The sequence below is a fragment of the Salinispora mooreana genome, from assembly GCF_000379065.1.
Lineage (GTDB): Bacteria > Actinomycetota > Actinomycetes > Mycobacteriales > Micromonosporaceae > Micromonospora > Micromonospora mooreana.
In genome coordinates this window covers 3,914,591-3,936,505 of the sequence record NZ_KB900614.1, presented here as the reverse complement: position 1 = coordinate 3,936,505, position 21,915 = coordinate 3,914,591, and the positions used below count along the sequence as shown (strand labels likewise).

21 protein-coding genes and 1 tRNA gene are annotated in these 21,915 nt (G+C 69.3%); 13 read left to right on the top strand and 9 right to left on the bottom strand.

Features of this window, described 5'->3' with window-relative positions:
* Positions 1-23: 23 nt before the first annotated feature.
* Entirely contained in the window at positions 24-1,289 is a 1,266-nt protein-coding gene (locus SALPAC6_RS0118735) for a hypothetical protein (RefSeq protein WP_026189829.1), read from the bottom strand.
* A gap of 261 nt (positions 1,290-1,550) precedes the next feature.
* Between SALPAC6_RS0118735 and SALPAC6_RS0118725 the strand changes: the two genes are divergently transcribed.
* Positions 1,551-2,279 (top strand): PASTA domain-containing protein, encoded by a 729-nt coding sequence (locus tag SALPAC6_RS0118725; protein WP_018254887.1) that lies wholly within the window; start codon positions 1,551-1,553, stop codon positions 2,277-2,279.
* A 130-nt stretch (positions 2,280-2,409) separates the two neighbouring features.
* On the opposite strand, the gene SALPAC6_RS0118720 is transcribed toward SALPAC6_RS0118725, so the two are convergent.
* Complete coding sequence (locus SALPAC6_RS0118720) at positions 2,410-2,697, bottom strand: hypothetical protein (RefSeq protein WP_018254886.1); 288 nt, start codon at positions 2,695-2,697, stop codon at positions 2,410-2,412.
* A 422-nt stretch (positions 2,698-3,119) separates the two neighbouring features.
* Between SALPAC6_RS0118720 and SALPAC6_RS0118715 the strand changes: the two genes are divergently transcribed.
* The 4 genes from SALPAC6_RS0118715 to SALPAC6_RS0118700 all read left to right on the top strand — a co-directional run bounded on the left by SALPAC6_RS0118715 (position 3,120) and on the right by SALPAC6_RS0118700 (position 6,594).
* Positions 3,120-4,001 carry a helix-turn-helix domain-containing protein gene (locus tag SALPAC6_RS0118715; RefSeq protein WP_018254885.1) on the top strand — a complete coding sequence of 294 codons (882 nt, stop codon included), beginning with the start codon at positions 3,120-3,122 and terminating at the stop codon, positions 3,999-4,001.
* On the top strand, positions 3,971-4,192 hold the full coding sequence (locus SALPAC6_RS0118710) for a DUF397 domain-containing protein (RefSeq protein WP_018254884.1): 222 nt from the start codon (positions 3,971-3,973) through the stop codon (positions 4,190-4,192). The genes SALPAC6_RS0118715 and SALPAC6_RS0118710 overlap by 31 nt, the downstream gene beginning before the upstream one ends.
* 182 nt (positions 4,193-4,374) lie before the next feature.
* On the top strand, positions 4,375-4,779 hold the full coding sequence (locus tag SALPAC6_RS0118705; RefSeq protein ID WP_018254883.1) for a hypothetical protein: 405 nt from the start codon (positions 4,375-4,377) through the stop codon (positions 4,777-4,779).
* A gap of 261 nt (positions 4,780-5,040) precedes the next feature.
* Positions 5,041-6,594, top strand: a complete 1,554-nt coding sequence (locus SALPAC6_RS0118700; RefSeq protein WP_026189828.1) for a S8 family peptidase — start codon at positions 5,041-5,043, stop codon at positions 6,592-6,594.
* A 68-nt stretch (positions 6,595-6,662) separates the two neighbouring features.
* Here SALPAC6_RS0118700 and SALPAC6_RS0118695 read toward each other — a convergent pair whose 3' ends face one another.
* The 3 genes from SALPAC6_RS0118695 to SALPAC6_RS0118685 form a co-directional block, all read right to left on the bottom strand.
* Positions 6,663-7,469: a WecB/TagA/CpsF family glycosyltransferase gene (locus SALPAC6_RS0118695; RefSeq protein ID WP_018254881.1), complete on the bottom strand. Its 807-nt coding sequence runs from the start codon at positions 7,467-7,469 to the stop codon at positions 6,663-6,665.
* Entirely contained in the window at positions 7,466-8,539 is a 1,074-nt protein-coding gene (locus SALPAC6_RS0118690; RefSeq protein ID WP_018254880.1) for an NAD-dependent epimerase/dehydratase family protein, read from the bottom strand. The genes SALPAC6_RS0118695 and SALPAC6_RS0118690 overlap by 4 nt, the downstream gene beginning before the upstream one ends.
* A 103-nt stretch (positions 8,540-8,642) precedes the next feature.
* A tRNA-Leu gene (locus tag SALPAC6_RS0118685) sits at positions 8,643-8,728 on the bottom strand.
* 225 nt (positions 8,729-8,953) lie between these two features.
* Between SALPAC6_RS0118685 and SALPAC6_RS0118680 the strand changes: the two genes are divergently transcribed.
* From SALPAC6_RS0118680 to pknB, 7 genes are read left to right on the top strand one after another with little or no spacing between them, the layout of a single operon-like run.
* Positions 8,954-9,742: an FhaA domain-containing protein gene (locus tag SALPAC6_RS0118680; protein WP_018254879.1), complete on the top strand. Its 789-nt coding sequence runs from the start codon at positions 8,954-8,956 to the stop codon at positions 9,740-9,742.
* A gap of 6 nt (positions 9,743-9,748) precedes the next feature.
* Complete coding sequence (locus SALPAC6_RS0118675; RefSeq protein ID WP_018254878.1) at positions 9,749-10,234, top strand: FHA domain-containing protein FhaB/FipA; 486 nt, start codon at positions 9,749-9,751, stop codon at positions 10,232-10,234.
* Positions 10,231-11,682 carry a PP2C family protein-serine/threonine phosphatase gene (locus tag SALPAC6_RS0118670; RefSeq protein WP_018254877.1) on the top strand — a complete coding sequence of 484 codons (1,452 nt, stop codon included), beginning with the start codon at positions 10,231-10,233 and terminating at the stop codon, positions 11,680-11,682. Before SALPAC6_RS0118675 ends, SALPAC6_RS0118670 begins: the two co-directional genes overlap by 4 nt.
* Positions 11,683-11,710: 28 nt before the next feature.
* Entirely contained in the window at positions 11,711-13,201 is a 1,491-nt protein-coding gene (locus SALPAC6_RS0118665) for an FtsW/RodA/SpoVE family cell cycle protein (protein ID WP_026189826.1), read from the top strand.
* The gene (locus SALPAC6_RS0118660; protein ID WP_026189825.1) at positions 13,198-14,703 is read left to right on the top strand and encodes a peptidoglycan D,D-transpeptidase FtsI family protein; all 1,506 of its coding nucleotides are present in this window, start codon (positions 13,198-13,200) and stop codon (positions 14,701-14,703) included. Before SALPAC6_RS0118665 ends, SALPAC6_RS0118660 begins: the two co-directional genes overlap by 4 nt.
* A gap of 1 nt (position 14,704) precedes the next feature.
* Positions 14,705-16,129 (top strand): serine/threonine-protein kinase, encoded by a 1,425-nt coding sequence (locus SALPAC6_RS0118655; protein WP_018254874.1) that lies wholly within the window; start codon positions 14,705-14,707, stop codon positions 16,127-16,129.
* Complete coding sequence (gene pknB, locus SALPAC6_RS0118650; RefSeq protein ID WP_018254873.1) at positions 16,126-17,997, top strand: Stk1 family PASTA domain-containing Ser/Thr kinase; 1,872 nt, start codon at positions 16,126-16,128, stop codon at positions 17,995-17,997. Before SALPAC6_RS0118655 ends, pknB begins: the two co-directional genes overlap by 4 nt.
* A gap of 100 nt (positions 17,998-18,097) precedes the next feature.
* Here pknB and SALPAC6_RS0118645 read toward each other — a convergent pair whose 3' ends face one another.
* The 4 genes from SALPAC6_RS0118645 to SALPAC6_RS0118630 are packed head-to-tail and all read right to left on the bottom strand — an operon-like array spanning position 18,098 to position 21,214.
* Positions 18,098-18,748, bottom strand: coding sequence for an aminodeoxychorismate/anthranilate synthase component II (locus SALPAC6_RS0118645; protein WP_018254872.1), 651 nt, complete (start codon positions 18,746-18,748; stop codon positions 18,098-18,100).
* Positions 18,749-18,751: 3 nt separating this feature from the next.
* On the bottom strand, positions 18,752-19,042 hold the full coding sequence (locus SALPAC6_RS0118640) for a hypothetical protein (RefSeq protein WP_018254871.1): 291 nt from the start codon (positions 19,040-19,042) through the stop codon (positions 18,752-18,754).
* Positions 19,043-19,046: 4 nt separating this feature from the next.
* Positions 19,047-20,414, bottom strand: coding sequence for a class E sortase (locus SALPAC6_RS26275; RefSeq protein WP_026189824.1), 1,368 nt, complete (start codon positions 20,412-20,414; stop codon positions 19,047-19,049).
* Complete coding sequence (locus SALPAC6_RS0118630) at positions 20,411-21,214, bottom strand: DUF881 domain-containing protein (protein ID WP_018254869.1); 804 nt, start codon at positions 21,212-21,214, stop codon at positions 20,411-20,413. Before SALPAC6_RS0118630 ends, SALPAC6_RS26275 begins: the two co-directional genes overlap by 4 nt.
* 186 nt (positions 21,215-21,400) lie before the next feature.
* Between SALPAC6_RS0118630 and SALPAC6_RS0118625 the strand changes: the two genes are divergently transcribed.
* Positions 21,401-21,664 carry a cell division protein CrgA gene (locus SALPAC6_RS0118625; RefSeq protein WP_018254868.1) on the top strand — a complete coding sequence of 88 codons (264 nt, stop codon included), beginning with the start codon at positions 21,401-21,403 and terminating at the stop codon, positions 21,662-21,664.
* Positions 21,665-21,915 lie beyond the last annotated feature (251 nt).

Here is a 21,915-nt window from a genome sequence, read left to right as displayed (position 1 = left end):
TCGGGAGCACCCCGCGACCGCCGTCAGCTGGTGCGGCGGGTGGACCGGGGCCGGCGCGAACCCGTCTCCCTCGGCTCCTGTGCGGCGGGGGCGGCATCCTCTGCTGGTGCATCGTCCGCGGTGCGCTGAACCGGTACTCCGCTGGTGGCGTCCGCCTTCACGGTGCGGGGCCGGCGGCTGCCCGATCCGCGGGTCCGGCCGCGGGTGGTGGGCGTCGCGACGGTCGAGTCGTCCGGCTCCGGGTCGGTTGGGGACCTCGCCGACTGGGGCAAATCAGCCGGGGACTCCGCCGGTCGCATCGAATCTGTCCGCCTCCGGGGGTTGGCCCGTTGACCGGCTGCGGTGACCAGCGCCGAGCCCCCAAGACCGATGATGACCGCATAGGGGGCGATGAGGTGCGCTGACGCCTGGCCGGGAGCGAGGTCGGCCAGGTCCGGCACGGCGAGCAGGTAGGCGACCGCGACGAGGAGCGGGCCGGCCGCACCGGAGGCAGCGGCACCCACCTGCTGGTCGGGGCGTTGGGCCGTGCCGCGGGCGACCAGTACGCCGATGAGGAGGGCGGAGCCGAGCGACAGCAGCGCACCCGGCCAGTAGAACCAGTCGCGGAGCCACAGCTCGGTTCCGCCGACGCTGAGCTGCCAGATGCCGAGCTGGGCGGTGTTCAGCCCCCGCCCCGCAATGACGCCATCCACAACAGCCACCACGGCGAGCAGCCACAGCCAGCCGACGGTTGCGATCACGTTGGTGGCGGCGGCGCGCGAGTGCAACGCCCACCCGGCGATGGTCACGCCGACCAGGACACCCAGGGCGGCGTAGCCAGCGGCGACGTCGCGGGGCGCGGCGACTCCGGGTACCACGGCCACCCGTGCCGGTACGGCGGTCAACAGCACCGTGATCAGGGCGCCGAATCCGGCGGCGACGGCGAGTGTCAGTTTGCCGAGCGCACCGTCGGATTCGCCCGGCGCGGCGTGGCGTCGCCTGGCCCGGGTGGCCGCTGCGGCGGCCTCCGGCTCGCTCGGGTTGTCGGCCGGCGAGTCCGCACTGGAGATCTCGCCGTGGCTGCTGGTCGGCGGGGGCGCCGCCGGGCTACGACGACGGAGGTGTTGTGCGCAGACCGCACCAGCCACAGTGGAGGTGGCAGCGATCCACGTGGCCCAGATCAGGCTGGCTGTCCAGGCGGTGACGGCGACACTCTGATCCGGTGGTGGGGCCCAGTTGATGATGCCGAGGCCGTAGCCGAAGCCCAGTGCGGCGGCGCCGGCCCCGGCAGCGGTGCCAAGCGCGGTCATGATCGACATTGCCCAGCCGCGTCTCGCCATGCCGGCGAGCGTAACGTCCTGTGGTCGGGGCGGGGAGTACCGCGGCTAAATTCTTACTTAGAGTGATCAATGCGGGGGTGTTCTGCTTGTCGGTGATCGAGGTGAATCAGCGTGATCGCCGTGGTGACCGCCGGATGGGCGCTGACACGGACCGGGCCGCGGTGAACTGATTCCCGCCGGCCTCCCTGCCGGCGGGCTAGGTTGTCGTCAGGCAGCGAGGGGGAGCGTGCGATGAGCGACGACCGAAAGCCCGCCGCCGACGGGCCGGACGACGAGACCCGGCCGCTGCCCACCGACCAGACCGCGCCGCTACCGCCAGCTAGCGGGCCGACAGCATGGTCAGGGCGTGCGGGGGTTCCGCCGCCGCGTCCGCCGGAGTATCAGGACGCACCCGGGTGGTACGCGGAGCCGAATGGGCGACGGTGGTGGTCGCCGATTCTCTGGGGAGTGATTGTCCTCCTGTTCGTCGTTTTCGGCACCGGTCTGTGGCTCGCCCTCGGCGCCGGTGACGATGAGCAGATCAACCCCGACTCCTCGCCGTCGGCGACCACACCACCGGCATCGCCGACGCCAGCGTCCCCCACACCAACGTCCACCGCGCCGACCACGACCGCACCGACCACGACCGCACCGACCACGACCGCACCGACCACGACCGCACCAACCTCGGTCGCACCAACCACTCCATCGCCCACGGAGGAGCCGGGTGAGGTCCCGATGCCCCCAGTAGTCAACCTGCCGCTGGCGACGGCCCAAGCGCTCCTGGACCAGGTCGGACTGGCGTACCGGGTCCAGTACCGGCCCTCGGATCAGCCCTCCGGCATCGTGATCGGGACGGAGCCGCGCGCAGGTGTGCTGGTGTCGGCGGGTACAGCGGTGGTCCTGGTGGTGTCGAGGTCTGGGCCGTCGCCGCAGCGGCCAACGCTCACTCCGACCCTGGAACCCACCCCCACCGGCTGACCGGGCGTCATCTCTACCGGCTGACTGGACGGCTTTCCAGGATCTCAGGTCCTGGCGGTGCGGGTGGAGCTGCCGGGTGGGCGTACCGGTGTCTCTCGTAGTGCGCCCACCAGCGGCGGATCGCAGCAGTTCAGCCCACGCGTGCGGGGGTCCGCGCCAGCGGTCGGCGCTGTGTCCCTACGGTGTGTGGGTGGCGTTGCGGAGCGGCCTGGATCTGGTCCAGCCCTCCCTGCTGTACGAAGATCGACCGCCTGCTGACCGCGTCCCCCGATGCGTTCAACTCGTAGCCGTCGAGCCAGAGCCAACCGTCGTAGGTCGGCCAGTCGAGGACCCGGATCACCCGGAAGGCGATGGGTCGGAGGAACTGGACACTCGCCGCGCGAGTCACGTGCAGTACGTCACCGGTGCGGGGAAGCACATGGGCTCCTGGAGAAGAGGGCCGGCGAAGGCGCCGGCGGGAGTTGTCGGGGGACATGTGTCGTCGGCCTCGGGGTGGTGCCCCGCAGGCTGGCGTTGTTGGTGCCTGACCGTGGGATCACCACGGTGGGAGAGCGGAGTGGAACTCTGCGTGATCCGCCATAGGGAATAGAGTGCATCAGTAACGTGCGACATGCAAGTTGCATGTCGGTCGTTGCCGATGGGTTGTCGGTCCAGAGCGATGCAATGCTTGAGCTGTTCGTATTCGGGCGGCACACTGAGGGTCGGGTTCGCCCCGCCACCATCCGCCGTCGCGAGCCCGTCCACCGGCGTGCCCTCCCCGGCGCGACGGCCGAGCCGGGAAGTTGTCAAGGTGGAGGGGGACGGTGGCAGTGACCGCGAGATTGAGTCCGGGGTGGCACCGTGGCTGAGCGGCGAAGCCCGACGATCCGCCGGCGGCGGTTGGGCGCAGAACTCCGTCGCCAGCGTGAGGCCGCGGGGATCACCATCGAGTCGGTCGCCGAGCAGCTCGAATGCTCGGCCTCGAAGGTCTCCCGGATCGAGACCGGCCACACCACGGCGACGCCGCGCGATGTCCGGGACATGCTCCGGATCTGTGGAGTGGTGGGCGCGGAGAGCGACGAGCTGGTACAGATCGCTCGCGAGGCCCGGCAGAAGGGCTGGTGGCACCCGTACAGCACGGTTTTGGTCGGGGCGTACGTCGGCTTGGAAGCGGCGGCCAGCTCCATCCGCGCCTACGAACAGCAGGTCGTGCCGGGTCTACTGGAGACCGAGGAGTACGCAAGCGCCATGATCCGCGCAGCGCGACCGGACTTCACCGCAGAACAAGTCGCACAACGTGTCCGTGTCCGGCTGGGTCGTCAGTCGTTGCTGACTCAGGATGATTCAGTCGATCTGTGGGTGGTGCTCGATGAGGCAGTGGTGAGCCGACCGGTGGGTGGGGACACGGTGATGCGTGGTCAGCTCAAGCGGCTGTTGGAAGTAACCGAACTACCGAACGTGACGTTGCAGATCCTGCCGTTCGAGGTTGGTGCGCATGCGGGCATGGACGGGACCTTCAGCATCCTGAGCTTCCCCGAACCCAGTGATCCGGATGTTGTGTACGCGGAGAACGCCACGGGTGGGCTCTTCCTGGAAAAGAGCGACGAACTGCAGAAGTACAGCTTCATCTTTGATCACATCCGCGCGGCTGCCATCAGTCCTGAGGAGTCCATGGCACACATCGCGAAACTGGCAGAGGAGCCGTTGTGGAAATGGCGACCAAGAAGTTCCCCGTGGACCTGACGCAGGGCACCTGGTTCAAGAGCTCGAAGAGCGGACCGAACTGCGACAACTGCGTTGAGGTGGCGTACGTACCGGGGGCGGTCGGCGTGCGGGACTCGAAGGACAGGTCCGGCCCGGCCCTGGTCTTCAGCCGGGGTGACTGGCGTTCCTTCGTCAGCAATGCGCGGGACGGTGCCTTCGACCCGCGCTGACCAGGACCGGTGCCCCCGGCCGGCCAGTCCGGCCGGGGGCACCGGATCGGTTGTTCTGGGTTCGGCGACCCGCTTGCCGCGGGCCCGTCGCCACAACGGCTCCGTCTCGTTGTACCCGTCGGTACGGCGCAGGTCAGTGACCCGCCGCGCCGATCGGCAACCGAACGAAGTAGGCGAGACGGATGACGACGATCGGGTCAGAGAACCTCACCAACGGTCCGGGTAAGCCGGAGCGGTTCGGTGGCAAGTACCGAGGGACACGCCGGGACACGGTGCTCACCGAGGTGGTGTCGCCGGACAGCGAAGCTGGCGAGCGGCAGGACGGGGCCGCACCTCCGCGACCTGCGCCGCCCCACCCCCTGCCTTCGCTCGACCCGGACCCGTCGACCGGGCCGGGTATTCCGGCCGACGACTGGTCGGCCGGTCCGGTCGAATCATTGGTCGATCACCCGTTGCTGCGTGGTCTCCTGCTGGAACTGCCGCCGAAGGGTAGTGTTCCGCCGCCGGGTTGGCTGGATCGCTGGTTCGAGGCGACCCGGGCCATTCTCGAACTCCTCTACGTACAGGGACCGGGGCGGTCCCGCTGACGGTTGTTGCGCGTCGAGGGGCTGGTCGGGACCCGAGTCTGTGGTGCTGATCGGTGGGGGCTCCGGCGGCTTTGTCCTCCGGTCGCCGGACGTGCCCCGCCGCCATCTCGGTGACTTCCGGGCGCCCCACCCGTGCCCCGGTGACCCGATGTGTTGATTTCTCGTCTCCCCGCCGATTATTCTCATCGATAGATTGGCATCTATCGATCGACTCGTCGGGAGCCGGTGGACCTTGATGCCATCCGGAGGGAGACAGAGGAGATGGGTCTATCCCGAAGGTCCGTGTTCGTCGGACTAGCCACGATGGCCATGGTGGCGTCCGCAACCCCCGCTATGGCCGCTGAGCCGGTCGGTGAGATCCGTAGCGCGGGGGGCGCTACGGCCGTGGCCGACAGCTACATCGTGGTCTTCAAGGACAGCGCGGTCAGCCGCGGCACGGTCGGGAGGTCGGCTGATCGTTTGGTGGATCGGCACGGAGGCCAGGTAGCTCGGACGTACACCGCAGCCCTCCGGGGGGCTGAGGTCCGGGTAGATGCTGGTGCCGCCGCGCGAATCGCGGCCGACCCGGCCGTGGCCTACGTCGAGCAGAACCACACCGTGTCGATCAACGACACGCAGCCCAACCCGCCGTCCTGGGGGTTGGACCGGGTTGACCAGCGGGACCTGCCGCTGGACAACTCCTACACCTACCCGAACACGGCCGGTGACGTGACCTCGTACATCCTTGACACCGGTATCCGCATCACCCACCAGGACTTCGGTGGCAGGGCTACCTGGGGCACCAACACCGCCGACAGTAACGACACCGACTGTAACGGGCACGGCACGCACGTCGCCGGAACCGTCGGTGGCACGGCACACGGCATCGCCAAGGAGACCAACCTGGTAGCGGTGAAGGTGCTGAACTGCGCGGGCAGCGGCACCTACGCCGGGGTCGTGGCCGGCGTCGACTGGGTAACCGCGAACGCGGTCCAGCCGGCGGTGGCGAACATGAGCCTTGGCGGCCCTGCGAACAGTGCGCTGGACAACGCGGTGAGCAACTCGATCGACTCCGGCATCACCTACGCACTGGCGGCGGGTAACAGCAGCGCCAACGCCTGCAACTCTTCGCCGGCGCGTACCCCGGACGCGATCACTGTCGGGTCTACGACCAGCACCGACGGACTGTCCTGGTTCTCCAACTACGGCACCTGTCTGGACATCTTCGCGCCGGGCTCGTCGATCACCGCGCCGTGGATCACCAGTGACACCAGCACGAACACGATCAGCGGCACGTCGATGGCCTCGCCGCACGTCGCGGGTGCCGCGGCGCTGGTCCTGTCGGCCAACCCGTCATACACCCCGCAGCAGGTCCGGGACGCGCTGGTCGACAACGCGACCGACGGTGCGGTGGGCTCCCCTGGCAGCGGTTCACCGAACAAGCTCCTCTACGTCGGTGACGGTGGCACCACGCCGCCCCCGCCGCCCGGCTGCTCCGGCACCAACGACACCGACGTGTCGATCCCGGACGCCGGTGCTGCGGTGACCAGCTCGATCACCATCACCGGCTGCGACCGGGACGCCGCCTCCACCTCGACCGTGGCGGTGGACATCCCCCACACCTGGCGGGGTGACCTCGTCATCGACCTGATCGCGCCGGACGGCTCGTCCTACCAGCTGAAGACCAACAACCTGTCCGACTCCGCCGACAACGTCAACGAGACCTACACGGTGGACCTCTCCAGTGAGGCGGCCGACGGCACCTGGCAGCTCCAGGTTCGCGACGTCTACGGTCAAGACACCGGACACATCAACACCTGGACCCTGACGGTCTGATCTGGCGTCACCGGGCGGGGCCCTTTCCGGAGCCTCCGGAAAGGGCCCCGCGCCGTGCCGCGACGTCCTCAGACCGCGAAGCTGGTGGGCCGGTCGGTGGCGGGTTCCGGCGGCTTCGCCTTCCACAGGCCGGTCTTCTGTGCGGCGAGTCTGGCCAGGTAGGCCGGGTTGAGGAGCACGTAACGGCGCCAGAGACGCTTCGGTTCCAGGCCGAGTCGCCAGAGCCACTCCAGCCCGGCCCGCTGCATCCACGGCGGCGGCTGCCGCAGCAGGCCCGCGTGGTAGTCGAAGGCCGCGCCAACCGCCATCAGCGGCATGTCCAGCAGCGGTCGCATGGCGTACGCGAAAATCTCCTGCCGCGGGCAGCCCAGCCCGACCAGGACGAGTCGGGCCCCGCTGTCCCGGATCCGATCGGCGATCTCGACATCCTCACCGGGTCGCACCGGTCGGAACTTGGATGGCTCCACCCCGGCGAGCTTCAGCGCGGGAAACATTCGCTCCAGCGCCGGCACCAGGGTCGCGAGCGTCTCCTCGGTGGAGCCGTAGAGGTAGACCGGAAGGCCCTCGTCGGCGAAGCGGGACAGCACATGCAGGGTGAGCGTCGGGCCGTAGACCCGGTCGGTCAACCCGGCGCGGTGCAGCACGTTGAGCGCCCAGCGCACCGGTTGTCCATCCGGAGTGATCACGTCGAACGAGTTCAACCGGGCATTATGGGCGGAATCGAGCACACCGGTCATCACGCCGTGAACGGCCAGGGCGGTCAGCGCCAGCGGCTGCCGCTCGTGTGCCGCCGTCACGACCGCCTCGGTGGCGGTCGCGTAGTCGGTGACATCGACGAGGACGCCGAGCACGTTCCGCTTGACCCGGAGGGTCATGACTGCGGAACCCACTTGTCGACGTTGGCCTCGTAGATCTCACGCATGATCATGGGCACGTCGTAGACCTGCTTCCAATCCGGGTAGTCGGCGTGGAAGGCTTCGTTCGAGCCGATCCACCACTTGTGGTCACCGATTCGGTTCGCCTCGACGTACTCGGAGTCCATCTCCAGTCCGGTGATCTGCTGGGCCAGGGCGAAGGCCTCGCACATCGAGGTGTTGGAGTGCCGGCCACCGCCCAGGTTGTAGACGGCGGCGGAGCGCGGGTTACGGAAGAACGACTCGAACGCCGAGACCACGTCCGAGCTGTGGATCGCGTCCCGGACCTGCTTGCCCTGGTATCCGAAGATCTTGTATTTCCGGCGTTCCATGTTGGCCCGCATCACGTACCCGAGGAAACCGTGCAGCTCGGTGGCGGCGTGCGCGGGCCCGGTCAGGGTGCCACCGCGGAAGCAGGCCGTCCGCATGCCGAAGTAACGGCCGTACTCCTGCACCATCACGTCCGCCGCCACCTTGGAGGCGCCGAAGATCGAGTGCAGGCAGGCGTCGATCGACATGTCTTCCCGGATGCCCTGCTCGTACGGGTGCCCGGGCTCGATCTCCCACCGGGTCTCCAACTCGACCAGGGGCAGGCTGTTCGGCCGGTCGCCGTAGACCTTGTTGGTGGAGCAGTGGATGACCGGCGCCTCAATGCAGTGCTCGCGGACGTTCTGTAGCACGTTGAGGGTGCCGGTGGCGTTGACGTCGAAGTCGGTGAATGGGTCACGGACGGCCCAGTCGTGCGACGGCTGTGCGGCGGTGTGGATCACCACGGCGGTGTCGCGGCCGTATCGGCGGAAGAGCTTCGCGAGCGCGTCCCGGTCGCGAATGTCGATGCTCTGGTGTGAGTAGGCGGCGCCCAGCTCCTCGGTGAGCCGTCGAACGTTCCAGGCGGTCGAGGCCTCCGCGCCGAAGAACTCCTGCCGCATGTCATTGTCAATACCGACGATGTCAAGACCGAGACCGGCAAAATGCCGGACCGCTTCGGAGCCGATCAGACCGCCCGATCCGGTCACGAATGCGACACTCACACGTCACTCCTGGTCCGTCGGAGTCAAGAACGATCGGAGCATAGCGTGACGTACGACGTGCCCCGAGACGGCGCGAGGGCCCCGCTACCGCGGGGCCCTCGTCTGGTGGGGAAGGGGGGAGTTGAACCCCCACGCCCTTTCGGGCACACGGACCTGAACCGTGCGCGTCTGCCATTCCGCCACTTCCCCGTGGCTTCGCACCGGAGGCACCTGGTGTCCGGTCCCCCGGCTGTGCCGTCGGGCTCGAGACATTCTACGTGGCTCCTCGCGCTTGCCACCAACGGTTACCCTCGTAGGACGGTCGCCGTTTGCGGCGGACGAAAGACTAGCACGACGGAGACGGCCCGCCGAACGGGCCGGGATTAGCGTGGCCGAGCGGCGTGTGAGCTGCACGCTCCTCGGCCGGATACCATCATGTCCTCGGGACCCGAGGAGGAGCCGGTGAGCGTGCTGCAACGCTTTGAGAAGCGTCTGGAAGGCCTGGTCGAAGGGGCTTTCGCCAAGGTCTTCAAAGGGGTGGTCCACCCCGTGGAGATCCTCAACGCCATGCAGCGGGAGGCCGAGGCGCACAAGGCGATCCTGGCCGGCGGGCGCACGTTGGTGCCCAACCGCTACGTGATCGATCTCTCGCCGTACGACCACAGTCGTCTGGCGCCGTACGCCGCCGCGCTGGCCCAGGAGCTGGCCCAGTCGCAGGCGGAGTTCATCGGCGAGCAGGCGTGGACGGTCTACGGCGACGTGATCGTCGAGGTCGAACGGGGGGAGGGGCTCGACACCGGCATGTTCCGGGTCACCGCCGAGGTGTACACCGGCGGCGAGGTCGCCCCGGTGTCGGGGCCGGGCTATGACGCCGGCCCGCCGGCCTACCCCGCCTACGACCAGGGGGGCGGCTACGGCCCGCCACCCGGTCAAGGTGGTGGCCACAACGTGCGGTTGGTCTCCGGCGACGGGCGGACCTACCCGCTCCAGTTGGGCACGACCGTGATCGGCCGCGGCGACCAGGCCACCCTGCGCCTGCCCGATGTCGGCATCTCGCGGCGACACGCCCGGCTGGATTTCGACGGCGGACAGGTCGTGCTGACCGACCTTGGGTCGACCAACGGCACGATGGTCAACGGTCAGCGGGTCTCTGCGGTCGCCCTGAACCCCGGCGACATGGTCCAGCTCGGCACCACAACGCTGACCTTCCGCGTGGACGGCTGATCCGTCTTGCCGGAACTCGTCATCACCGTTGCCCGGTTCGGGTTCCTGATCCTGTTGTGGATTTTCGTCTTTACGGTGGTCGGGGTGATTCGCCGGGACCTCTTCGCGGGTGCCCGTTCTGGTCGGCTGGTAGCGGCCCCCCGGGGCGTCGGGGCCGTCCTTGGTCAGGGCGGCAAGCCGGCCCGGGTGAAGCGGGGAAAGGCAGCCCACCAGCTGGTGGTGACCGCCGGCCAGTTAGCCGGCACCCGCATCACTCTCGGTGAGGCGCAGATTACAATCGGCCGGGCCGAGGATTCCACCCTCGTGATCACTGATGATTACGCCTCCGCTCGACACGCCCGGCTCGTGCCTCGCGACGGGCAGTGGTTCGTCGAGGACCTCGGTTCGACTAACGGCACCTACCTGGATCGCGCTAAGGTCACCGGACCTACCCCCGTCCCCCTCGGCGTGCCGATCCGCATCGGGCGCACCTCACTCGAATTACGGCCATGACTCTGACCCTCCGCTATGCGGCCCACAGCGACCGCGGGCTGATCCGAGACGGTAACCAGGACTCCGTCTATGCCGGGCCACGGCTGCTCGCCGTCGCCGACGGCATGGGTGGTATGGCCGCCGGTGACGTCGCCAGCAACATCGTCATCGGTGCCATGGCACCACTGGATGAGGATGTGCCGGGCAACGCCCTCGTGGATGCGCTTCGTTCGGCTGTTACCAACGCCACCCAACAGCTCCGTGAGACCGTTGACGCCAACCCGCAACTGGAGGGGATGGGGACGACGCTCACCGCGATCCTCTTCTCCGGCAGCAAGCTGGGCATGGTGCACATCGGCGACTCCCGCGCCTACCTGCTGCGCGCCGGCGAGTTCGCTCAGATAACCAAGGACGACACGTACGTCCAGATGCTCGTTGACGAGGGCCGGATCAGCGCCGAGGAGGCGAGCAGCCACCCCCAGCGGTCGCTGCTGACCCGGGCTCTCGACGGTCGGGACATCGACGCGGAGTACTCGGTCCGCCAGGTCCTCACCGGCGACCGGTACCTGATCTGTAGCGACGGTCTCTCGGGCGTGGTGAGCGCGGAGACGATCGTGGAGACGATGCGGGAGTACGCCGACCCGCAGCAGTGCGTGGAGCGGTTGGTCCAGCTCGCGCTGCGCGGCGGCGGACCGGACAACATCACCGTGATCATCGCCGACGCGACGGACCAGGACATCGTCGAGGCGACCCCGATCGTCGGTGGTGCCGCCGCCCGGGACCGGGGCATGGCGACCTCCGCCGACGACTCCACCCCCGCGGCCCGCGCCTCGGCGCTCTCCGGGTCGCCACCGGCGACGCCGGACGAGTCGACAGCGTCGACCGACGACGAGCCGGAGCCCCGTCGGCGTCGGCCGATCCGCCTCGCGGCGATGTGCCTCGCCCTACTCGTCCTGCTGGGCGGAGCGCTCTACGGTGGGTGGAGCTATACCCAGCGGCACTACTACGTCGGAGCCACGGAGAGTGGCCAGGTCGCGGTGTTCCGAGGCATTGAGGGGCAGGTCGCCGGTATTGACCTCTCTGCCGTGCACTCGACCAGCTCCGCCGAGCTGGACGACCTCACACTCGCCGCGCAGGAGCAGGTCAAACAGGGCATCCCGGCCAAGAGTGAAGCGGATGCGGAGCGTCGGCTGGCCGAGCTGACCGCCGATACCCCGACCAACCCCAACCTGAAGCCGACCTGTCCCCCCAGTCCCAGCCCGAGCCCGAGCCCGCCGGTGGTGTCGAGCCCGACCGCAGAGATCGCTGCGCCGACGTCGGCTTCCGTTCCGAGTACGCCGCCGGCGACCTCCGCCACACCGAGCACCCCGGCAACCAGCGCGCCGACCGAACCGACCCCCTCGCCCGACTCCCTGCCCGCCATCCCGCCGCCGGCCGTTGACCCGGCCGCCTGCCGGTCGCCCGAGTGAGCGCCGGCTTGATCTGTCAGGACGTTCAGTGACCGCAGCGGCCACGTCGACATCCCCGCCCACCAGCAGGGGCGGGCAGAGCGGCGTGCGGCTGGCCCGGTCCCGGCGCAACGCCGAGCTGTCGCTGCTGCTGCTCGCCATGGTGCTGGTAGCCGCGTACGGGGCGATGGTCGAAGCCAGCGTGCTCGACACGGTCACGCCGAGTTTCTGGGTGCCGGCCGCCGCGCTCAGCGCCGTCTTCCTCGGCCTGCATGTGGCGATCCGGTTCCTGGCTCCCTTCGCCGACCCGGCCCTGTTGCCGGCCGTCGCCCTCCTCAACGGCCTCGGTGTCGGGTTCCTGCACCGGCTGGACCTGGCCCGCGCCACCCCGAGCGAGCGCGCCGAACTGGCGACCTTCGCCGGCACCGGCGGGCGTCAACTCGCCTGGACACTGATCTCGGTCGCTCTCGCCGCCGGGTTGCTCGCCGTGGTCCGTGATCACCGCTCGATCTCCCGGTACGCGTACACGCTGGGTCTCGCCGGCATCGTGCTGGTGATGATCCCGGCGGTGCTCCCGCCGAGCATTTCCGAGATCAACGGCGCGAAGCTCTGGATTCGGGTTGGCGGCCTCTCCATCCAACCTGGTGAGTTCGCCAAGCTCGCGCTGCTCGCCTTCTTCGCGTACTACCTGGTCCGCAAGCGGGAGGTCCTCTCCCTGGCCAGTCGCCGGTTTCTCGGTGTCGACTTCCCGCGGGGCCGGGACCTCGGGCCGGTCGTGGTGGTCTGGCTGATCAGCCTCCTGGTCCTGGTCTTCGAGAAGGACCTGGGCACCTCCCTGCTCTACTTCGGCATGTTCGTGGCGACGCTCTACATCGCCACCGAACGGGTGAGCTGGCTCCTCATCGGCTTGGTGCTCTTCTTCGGCGGCGCCTATCTGGCGTACGTGTTGGGCGACATGATCGGTGGCCCGTTCGCCAACTTCTACCTGCGGGCCAACATCTGGCTGGACCCGTTCGCCGACCCGTACAACAACGGTTACCAGCTGGTGCAGGGGCTGCTCGCCCTCGGTAGTGGTGGCATGTTCGGCGCCGGCCCCGGCGCCGGCCAGCCGCTCAAGCTGCCCGAGGTGCAGAACGACTTCATCTTCGCCGGCCTCGGCGAGGAGATCGGTCTCTTCGGTCTCTCCGCCCTGCTGGTGGTCTACCTGCTCATCGTCGAGCGGGGGCTGCGCGCCGCGCTGGCGGTTCACGACTCGTTCGGCAAGCTGCTCGCCGGTGGCCTGGCGTTCACCCTCGGGCTCCAGGTCTTCGTGATCGTCGGCGGGATCAGCGGGCTGATTCCGCTCACCGGCCAGACCACGCCGTTCCTCTCCGCCGGTGGTTCGTCGCTGATGGCGAACTGGTTGTTGATCGCGATCCTGCTCCGGATCTCCGATGCCGCCCGTCGGCCGGTGACCGGTGGTGGCTCTCCATCGGCCCGACCGACGGGCGGACCGCCAGAGCAGCTACACGGTGCCCCCACGGAGGTGATCAGACCGTGAATGCGCCACTGCGCCGAGTGGGTCTCGTCGTGATGGTCCTGTTCGGGCTTCTCTTCGCGAACCTGAACTGGATTCAGGCCTACAAGGCCGACGACTACCGCAACAGCGACTACAACGGCCGGGTCCAGGTCGCCGAATACGAGCGCAAGCGCGGCAACATCGAGGCCGGGGGCACGGCACTAGCGGTAAGCAAGGAGACCGACGGGGAACTGGAGTACCTGCGCACCTACCCCGGCGGGGCGAAGTACGCCCACGCGATTGGCTACAAGCCGGTCAACCTGGCCGACACCGGCATCGAGGAGGCGGAGAACGCATTCCTGGCCGGCACCAGCGACCAGCTGATCGGCGACCGGCTGCGGGATCTGGTTACCGGCGACGAGACCGCCGGTGCGAACGTCCTGCTCACCATCTCCAAGCAGGCGCAGGATGTCGCGTACGAGCAGCTGCGGGAGAACCGTAAGGGGGTCAGTAAGGGTGCGGCCATCGCGCTCGACCCGCGTACCGGGGCGATACAGGCGCTGGTCTCGATGCCGAGCTTCGACCCGAATCCACTGGCCAGCCACGACTCGGACGAGGCCACGGCGGCCTACAACGAGTTGCAGCAGAACCCGGACGGTCCGCTGAAGAACCGGGCGCTCGGCGAGGTGCTCCCGCCGGGCTCCACCTTCAAGATCGTGATGGCCGCCGCCGCGCTCGAGAACGGTGTCACCCAGGACACGAAGATCCCCGCCGGACCCAGCTGGACGCCGCCGACCTCGGGCGAGCCGATCGGGAACGCCGCCCCCTCCATCTGCCCGGAGGCGGAGGTCACCCTGATGAACGCGGTGACCGAGTCGTGTAACACCGGATTCGCACAGCTCGGTGTGCGCCTCGGCGCGGACACGCTCAAGGAGAAGGCCCGGCAGTTCGGCTTCGAGCAGGACGACCTGACCGTTGGCCGGCTCGGTGAGGACGGCGAATCGGTCGCCGCCAGTCGGACCGGCAGCATGGAGAACGCCGACGGCAGCGTTGACCCGGCTGCCCTCGCCCAGTCCTCCATCGGCCAGCGCGATGTTCGGATGACTCCGCTCCAGGGCGCCCTGATCGCCGCCACGGTCGCCAACGACGGCAGCCAGATGCGGCCGTATCTCGTCAGCCAGATTCTCGGCGCTGATCGCACCACCAACTACTACACCGCCGAGCCCGACGAGCTGCGCCAGCCGGTCGGTGACCAGGTCGCCGCCGACCTGCGGGAGATGATGGAGAGCGTCGTCCAGAACGGCACCGGCCGCAACGCCCGGATCAGCGGCTACACCGTCGGCGGCAAGACCGGCACGGCACAGGCGGGCCCGGACACTCCCGATCATGGCTGGTTCATCGGCTTCGCGCTCGACAAGGACGGCAACCCGGTCTCCGCGGTCTGTGTCCTGCTGGAGGAGGCCGGCGACGGTGGCAGCGCCGAGGCCGCCCGGATCGCCGGGCAGATCATGCAGGCGGCGATCGCCTCGCCGGGGAGCCGCTGACATGCTCAGTTCCGGGGTGAAGCTCGGCAACCGCTACCGTCTCGACGAGCGGATCGCCAGCGGCGGCATGGGCGACGTCTGGCGCGGCACCGACGAGGTGCTCGGCCGGACAGTCGCCGTGAAGAGTCTCCTGCCGGCCCTGCTCGACGATCCTGACTTCGCCGAGCGGTTCCGGGGCGAGGCGCGCACGATGGCGACCATCAACCACCCCGGTGTCGTTGACATCTACGACTTCGGCAGCGACCAGCAGATCGCCTTCCTGGTGATGGAGCACGTGGAGGGTGAGGCGCTCCTGGCCACCCTGAACCGGGTCGGTCGGCTCACCTCCGCCCGGACGATGGCCCTGGTGGCCCAGGCCGCCGACGCGTTGCACGCCGCCCATCTGGAGGGCATCGTGCACCGAGACGTGAAGCCCGGCAACCTCCTCGTTCGCCCGAACGGCACCCTGGTGCTCACCGACTTCGGTATCGCCCGATCCGACCTGGTGGCCCAGCTCACCGCCGCCGGCTCGGTGCTCGGCACCGCCTCGTACATCTCACCGGAGCAGGCCACCGGCGCGGTCGCCACCCCTGCTTCGGACGTGTACGCCCTCGGTGTGGTTGCCTACCAGTGCCTCTCCGGCCGGCGACCGTTTGCCGGCGACAACCCCCTCGAGATCGCCCTGCAGCACGTCCGGGACACACCTCGGGCGCTGCCTGCTGACATTCCACCGCAGGTGCGGGCCGTGGTCGAGCGGGCCATGGCGAAGGACCCGGCGGACCGCTGGCCGAGCGCGGCGGCGCTGGCCGGGGTGAGCCGACAGCTGAAGGCCCAGCTCTCTCAGGCAGCCCGGGTGGCGGGACAGGCCAGTCCGGCCTCACCGGCGCCGGGTCGGGCCAGTCCGGTTTCGGTGGCGCCGGGTCGGATCAGTCCGGTTTCGGCGGTGCCTGCCGCGCTGGCGCCGGGCCGAGCCAGCGTGGTGTCGGCCGCGCCCGCCGCGCCGGCGCCGGGTCGGGCCAAAGTGCCGCCGCCGGTCGTTGCCCGTCCACCGCAGGTTTCCCGCTCACCGGTGGCGCCGCAGCCTTCTCCTCCGCCCGCCCCGCAGCCGCAGGTCGGGCGGTCCCCGGTCGCCGCTGTGCCGTTGGGGTCAGTGCGTCCCGGGCATCCCCCGGTGCCAGGCCCACCGCCCCGCCGGTCCCGGTTCGGGGGAATGCTCCTCGCTCTCCTCCTGGCCGCTCTGGTCCTGACCTGCTTTGGCATGGTTTCCTACGTTTGGGGCGAGGTGTTTGGCGGGCCCTCTGGCCGGCTGGGGCAGTCGCCAGGAACCTCCGGCGAACTCCGGCTCGACGGACGCGACGATTCAGACCGAACGTCGTACCGTCGACTGCAACTGCCCTCGATGGGCGGCGACGAGACGACGACGAGCGAAGGACGACAAACGCGATGACAGCGCAGGCGCGCCTGCTCGGTGGCCGCTACCAGGTCGGCGAGCTCATCGGCTACGGCGGCATGGCCGAGGTGCATCGCGGTCGTGACCTGCGACTGGGTCGGGATGTTGCGATCAAGATGCTCCGGGCCGATCTGGCCCGGGACGCCACCTTCCAGATGCGGTTCCGACGGGAGGCGCAGAACGCTGCCTCCCTCAACCACCCCGCCATCGTCGCCGTCTATGACACCGGCGAGGAACAGGCGCCGACCGGTGAGACCCTGCCGTTCATCGTCATGGAGTTCGTCGGCGGGCGGACTCTGAAGGAGGTGCTGGGCGGCGAGGGGCGGCTCCAGCCACGCCGGGCGCTGGAGATCTGCGCCGACATGTGCGCGGCGCTGGAGTTCAGCCACCGGCACAGCATCATCCACCGGGATATCAAGCCCGGCAACGTCATGCTCACCCAGACCGGCCAGGTCAAGGTGATGGACTTCGGGATCGCCCGGGCGTTGGCCAGCGGTGCGACCACGATGACACAGACCAGCGCCGTGATCGGCACCGCCCAGTACCTCTCGCCCGAGCAGGCCCGCGGCGAGTCGGTGGACGCCCGTTCGGATGTCTATGCCGCCGGCTGTGTGCTCTTCGAGTTGCTCTGCGGGCACCCACCGTTTGTCGGAGACAGCCCGGTCAGCGTCGCCTACCAGCATGTCCGGGAGACGCCACCGACGCCCAGCGACCTCAACCCGGAGGTCCCCCCGGCAGTTGACGCGATCATCCTCAAGGCGCTGTCGAAGAACGCGCTCAACCGCTACCAGAGCGCCGGCGAGATGCGGGCGGACCTGCTGCGTGCCGCCGCCGGACGGCCGGTCCTGGCGACCCCGGTCCTGCGGGAGGAGGAGACCACCCAGCTTGCCCCGGCCGGCGCCGGATACCCGGCCGCCGCGCCCGGTCCGCGTACCCAGCAGATACCGGCCCGGGTCGGTGACCCACGTCGGCGCCGGACGTCGTCGTGGCTGATCGCCGCCTTCGCCGCGCTCGCCGTACTCGCGGTGGTCGCGTTGGCCGTCACCCAGTGGCAGCCCCGAGAAGCCGAGCAGGTCACGGTCCCGCGGGTGACCGGGCTGACGGAGGAGGAAGCGTTCGCAGAGATCCAGCGGGAAGGTCTGGTGGCGAATACCGGCGAGGCGGTCCGCGACAACGACTGCACCAAGGACAGGGTGGCCAAGCAGGAGCCAAGACAGGGCCAACAGCTGGCTCCGGACGGGACCGTCACGGTCTTCATCTGCGCTGGGCCGGCGACGGTGACGATCCCGAACACCCTGGTCGGCGCCAAGTTCGACAACGCGAAGCAGCAGCTGGAGAACTCCGGCTTCGAGGTGAAGCGCGATCTCGTAGACAGTGCGGAGCCGGAGGGCAACGTCCTGCGGGTGTCGCCGGATGAGGGCAGCCAGGCGGCGGAGGGGGAGGTGGTCACGCTGACCGTCTCCAAGGGCAACATCGGCACCGTACCGAACGTGGTGAACCGCTCCGTCGAGGATGCCAAGGATGACCTCGTTGACGCCGGCTACGGGGTCGACGTCCGGGAGGGCCAGCCGGTGCCACCGGGCGACGAAGGTCGGGTGACGAACCAGAACCCGAGCCCGAACACCCCGCTTGAGAAGGGCGAGACGGTGACCATCACGGTGACGGTGCTCGAGGAGCCGACCGAGTCCCCGACGCCGGAGCCGGCCGACCCGCCGGGCGACGGCGATGGCGATGGCGATGGCGATGGCGACGGTGGAGGTGACGGCGACGGTGGAGGTGACGGCGACGGTGACGGTGACGCTGGAGGTAGAGGTGGAGGTGGCCTCCTCCCGACCACGCCTCCGGCCCGCCTTCCGACCCGCTGACGGCCGGTGCACCCCGCGTCGGAGCTACGGCGCGGGGTGATGGCATTGTCCGGCGGGCGCGGTACGCCCCGAGCTGTCGTTCGGCGCTGTTGGTCGTCGGTCAGGTGGCGCTGAACGCGGTACGTCGGCGCGCGTCGACCTCGGCCGCCAAAGCGGGAGCGCGCTCCAGCGCCTCCGGAAAGCCGCAGGACGCCAGCCAGTTCGCCAGCATGAGGTGCCCGCCCTCGGTCAGGACCGACTCGGGGTGAAACTGCACTCCCTCGATCGGCAACGTCCGGTGGCGCATCGCCATCACCACGCCGGAGCTGGTCCAACCGGTGACCTCCAACTCGTCCGGCAACGTCTCCGGCACGAGCGTGAGCGAGTGGTAGCGGGTCGCGGTGAACACCTTCGGTAGGCCGGCCAGTACCCCCACGTCCTGGTGCCGAACCTCGGAGGTCTTGCCGTGCAGCAACTCCGGGGCCTGGGCGACGGTGGCACCGAACGCCTCCCCGAGCGCCTGGTGGCCAAGGCAGACACCGAAGAGGGGAAGCACCCCAGCGTACTCCCGAATGAGATCGAAACAGATACCGGCGCGATCCGGGCTACCCGGGCCGGGGGAGAGAAGGACGCCGTTCGCGTTCGTCTGCCCGACCTCCGCGACGCTGATCTCGTCGTTGCGGCGCACCTCGCAGTCGGCGCCGAGCTGACCCAGGTACTGCACCAGGTTGAAGACGAACGAGTCGTAGTTGTCGATGACCAGGATGCGCACGGATCACTCTTCCGAAGAGGGGGGCTGGTTGTTCTCGTCGGTGTCGTACGGCAGGTCGTGTCCGTCCTCGGTCGGTGCTGGCCCGTCGCCGGGCTGCGGATAGCCGGGAACGTCCGGCTGCCCGGGATCCCCCGTTTCCTGCGTGACCTGGACATCGTCGAAGGGGAGCAGCGGCTCAGCCCAGGGGAAGACCACGAACCAGAGCAGAGCGACCGCGGCCGTCACCAACAGGACACTGCCGGCCAGCTTGCCGGGGAGCCCGAACGGCAACTTCCGCCAGATCCAGGCGTACATCTCCTCAGCCCCCCAGTTCCGCTGGGCGACCCGCCGACTTGGCCTGGGTCCGGTCCAGCTTCGCATGGATGATCAGGCGTTCGTAGTTGTCGAACTTCGGATGGCAGGTGGTCAGGGTGAGCATCGCGTCGGTCGGCTTGGTGCCCGGTTCGCCGGGAACCGGCGCCACCACCGCCACCTCGCTCGGTGTGACGATGTGGTTGCGGGTGACGCGGTAGATGTGCCAGTTGTCCCGATCCTCGGCGACGATCACGTCGCCGTCGTCCAGCTCGTCAAGTCGCCAGAAGGTGGCCCGGTTCCGGTGCCCGGCGATGGAGAAGTTGCCGAGCTGGCCGGGGAGGGCGCTCGTCGGATAGTGGCCCGGGGCGTACCGGAGGTCCTTCTGGGTCACCCCCTCGACGACGATCCAGTTCTTGTCGAGCCGCGGGATGTACAGGCCGGCGATCGGGGTGCCCTGCACCTTCGGCGGGGCGGATGCGGGGGTGGACGAGGACGTGGTGGAGGGCGTCACAGTCGGGTCACCGGGGGGCCCCCACGCCTCGGCGAGCTGCTGGCTGAGGTCGTTCTGGTGGGCATTGACGATCACCGACTTCCCCCAGATCTCGTACCCGGCGAAGAGGAGCACCACGATGCCGAAGGTGATGAGCACCTCTCCGGCGGCGCGGACGCCGGTGCGGAGGCGGGACCGGAACGTCGGCCGGGTCAACTCCGAGTGGACGCTTTTGTAACCGTCGGCGGACTGCTCCGGACGAAGCTTGATCACCCGCTCACCCCGGCGCGGCTGGGCCGGCTCCTCGGTGGCGGGTTCGGCTGTGGCATCCGCCTCGCACGGTGGCTGGGGCACAGCGCCCATGAGGGCGGTGGAGTCGACTGCCGCAGGGGTGGGGCTGGCCACCCGTGGGATGAGTGCAGTGGCCGCCGGATCGGTGGCTGAGCCGGTCCCCGGGGCGGTATCGGGGGCCGCGCCGGGCATCGAGGCCGCGGTCCGCAGCGGTGTCGTCGGGATGAGCTCGGTGGGGTTGTCTGCCGCCGATGGGATGCGGTCCCATGCTGGCCGGCGCGGGGTGCCCGGGCTTGGTGACGGGGAAGGGGCGGCCGGGCCGGACGAGTGGGGTGGGGATCCGGGCAGCGGTGCCGGTGACGGTGGCGGGTACGCAGCGTCGAAGGCCGAGCCGGCTGGAGGGGTGGGGGCGGGGCTCGCCAGGTGCCGCGGCGACCGGCTCGGCCGGTCCGGCTGGGACCGGGGCCCCGGCGGGGGTGACGACTGCTCCGATTCGTGCCGGGGCTGCCGCCAGGGGCGTTCCAGTCCCGGCAGGAAGGCCGTCTGGTCGTCGTCCTGCTCGGGCTGCCAGCTCTCCGATGCCCTGTTCATTCGGGCACCGTCGCCCAGCGGAGTGCGGCCGAGCCATCGAACGCCGGCACCGTCACGGTGGAGACAGCCTCCTTGTAGCCCAGCTTGTAGATGTTCGCCAAGTCCCTGAACAACCGGACTCCCTCGGACTCGGCGAGGGCCCGCTGGAGGGTAGCGGGGTCGCCGATCGCTACGATCTTGAACGGAGGGGAATACACCCGGCCATGGAGCAGTAGGGTGTTACCGACGCAGCGTACCGCGCTGGTGGCGAGTACGCGGACATCCATGATTGACATCGCCTCCGCGCCGCCGGCCCAGAGGGCGTTCACCACGGCCTGTACGTCACCCTGGTGCACCACCAGGTCGTCGTTGGTGGCGCCCGTGGGCAGGCTGCCGTCGCTGCGCCGCGGCGCGTCGTCGAGCTCCACGGTCACTCCGACGCCGGTGAGGGCGGTGAAGCCGGCTGGCTCCTGGCTGGCTACTGCCCGCTCCTGCTGTCGCTGAATCGTCCCGTCGGAACCGGCGAGGGCGCTGGTGCGGGCCTCCACCGTCGCGCGGAGCTCCGCCGCCCGCTGCTCGCTGGCCGCCACCTCGGCGTGGCGGTCCTGGATGAGCTGGTTGAGCTGGGGGCGCCGGTCCTCGCGCAGGGTGGTGCCCCCGGCGGTGGTAGCGGTGGTGGTGAAGAGCAGTCCGGCCGCGGCGGCGATCAACGGTACGCCGACCGGCCAGCCGAGGCGGCGCTGCCGCGGGCGCCGGACGAGGGCGGCGACGACCCGCCGGAGCACCTTCCGCCAGGAGGCGGCGCCGGATGTGTACTCCACGGGGCTCTCTCCCCTCGTCGCCTGCCAGTCCGCTCCAATGACCTCTCCGGTGTTGGAGAAGACCCTTTCGTGGCCTGAACGGGTCTTCCGGACTACGCTAGATGTCGAACATTATTGGCCATGGACCGTCGCCCTCGCGCCCGGTTGTCAGGCCGGACGAGGTCGTCACCCCCTCTGGAGAGCGTCGTGCCCAAGTCTCAGGTCCGTAAGAAGAAGGTGTACACCCCGCCGACGGACGTGCGTCCGACGGCGACGGCGGCGACGCGTAAGCCTAGCCCGGTCTGGTTGCCGGCCACGGCGGTCGCGCTCATCGTCGCCGGCATCGGCTGGCTGGTGGTCTACTACCTCTCCGAGCAGGCGTATCCCGTCATGTCGTGGGGTTACTGGAACCTCGCGGTGGGCTTCGGCGCAATGGTCGGCTCCCTGATTCTGCTCTCGCGCTGGCGTTGACCACGCGTTGACCCCGCGCCGGCTCCGGTCGGCGCGCCAACCCAGCCAGCCCGGTCGACCCGGCCCCAACCGGCGCTGCCGCGCGCAGCACCTTATGGTGTGGCGCAGGACGGCATCGTGTGGGATGCGATATGCGTCACGTTACCGATGGGTAACCTTGCGCGTAGGCTGCACTGCACGACCGGGCGAGGCAGTGTCAACGATCGGTCCGGGTTGAGGACGTGGTAAGAGTTTTCGCCGATCGCGTCCCG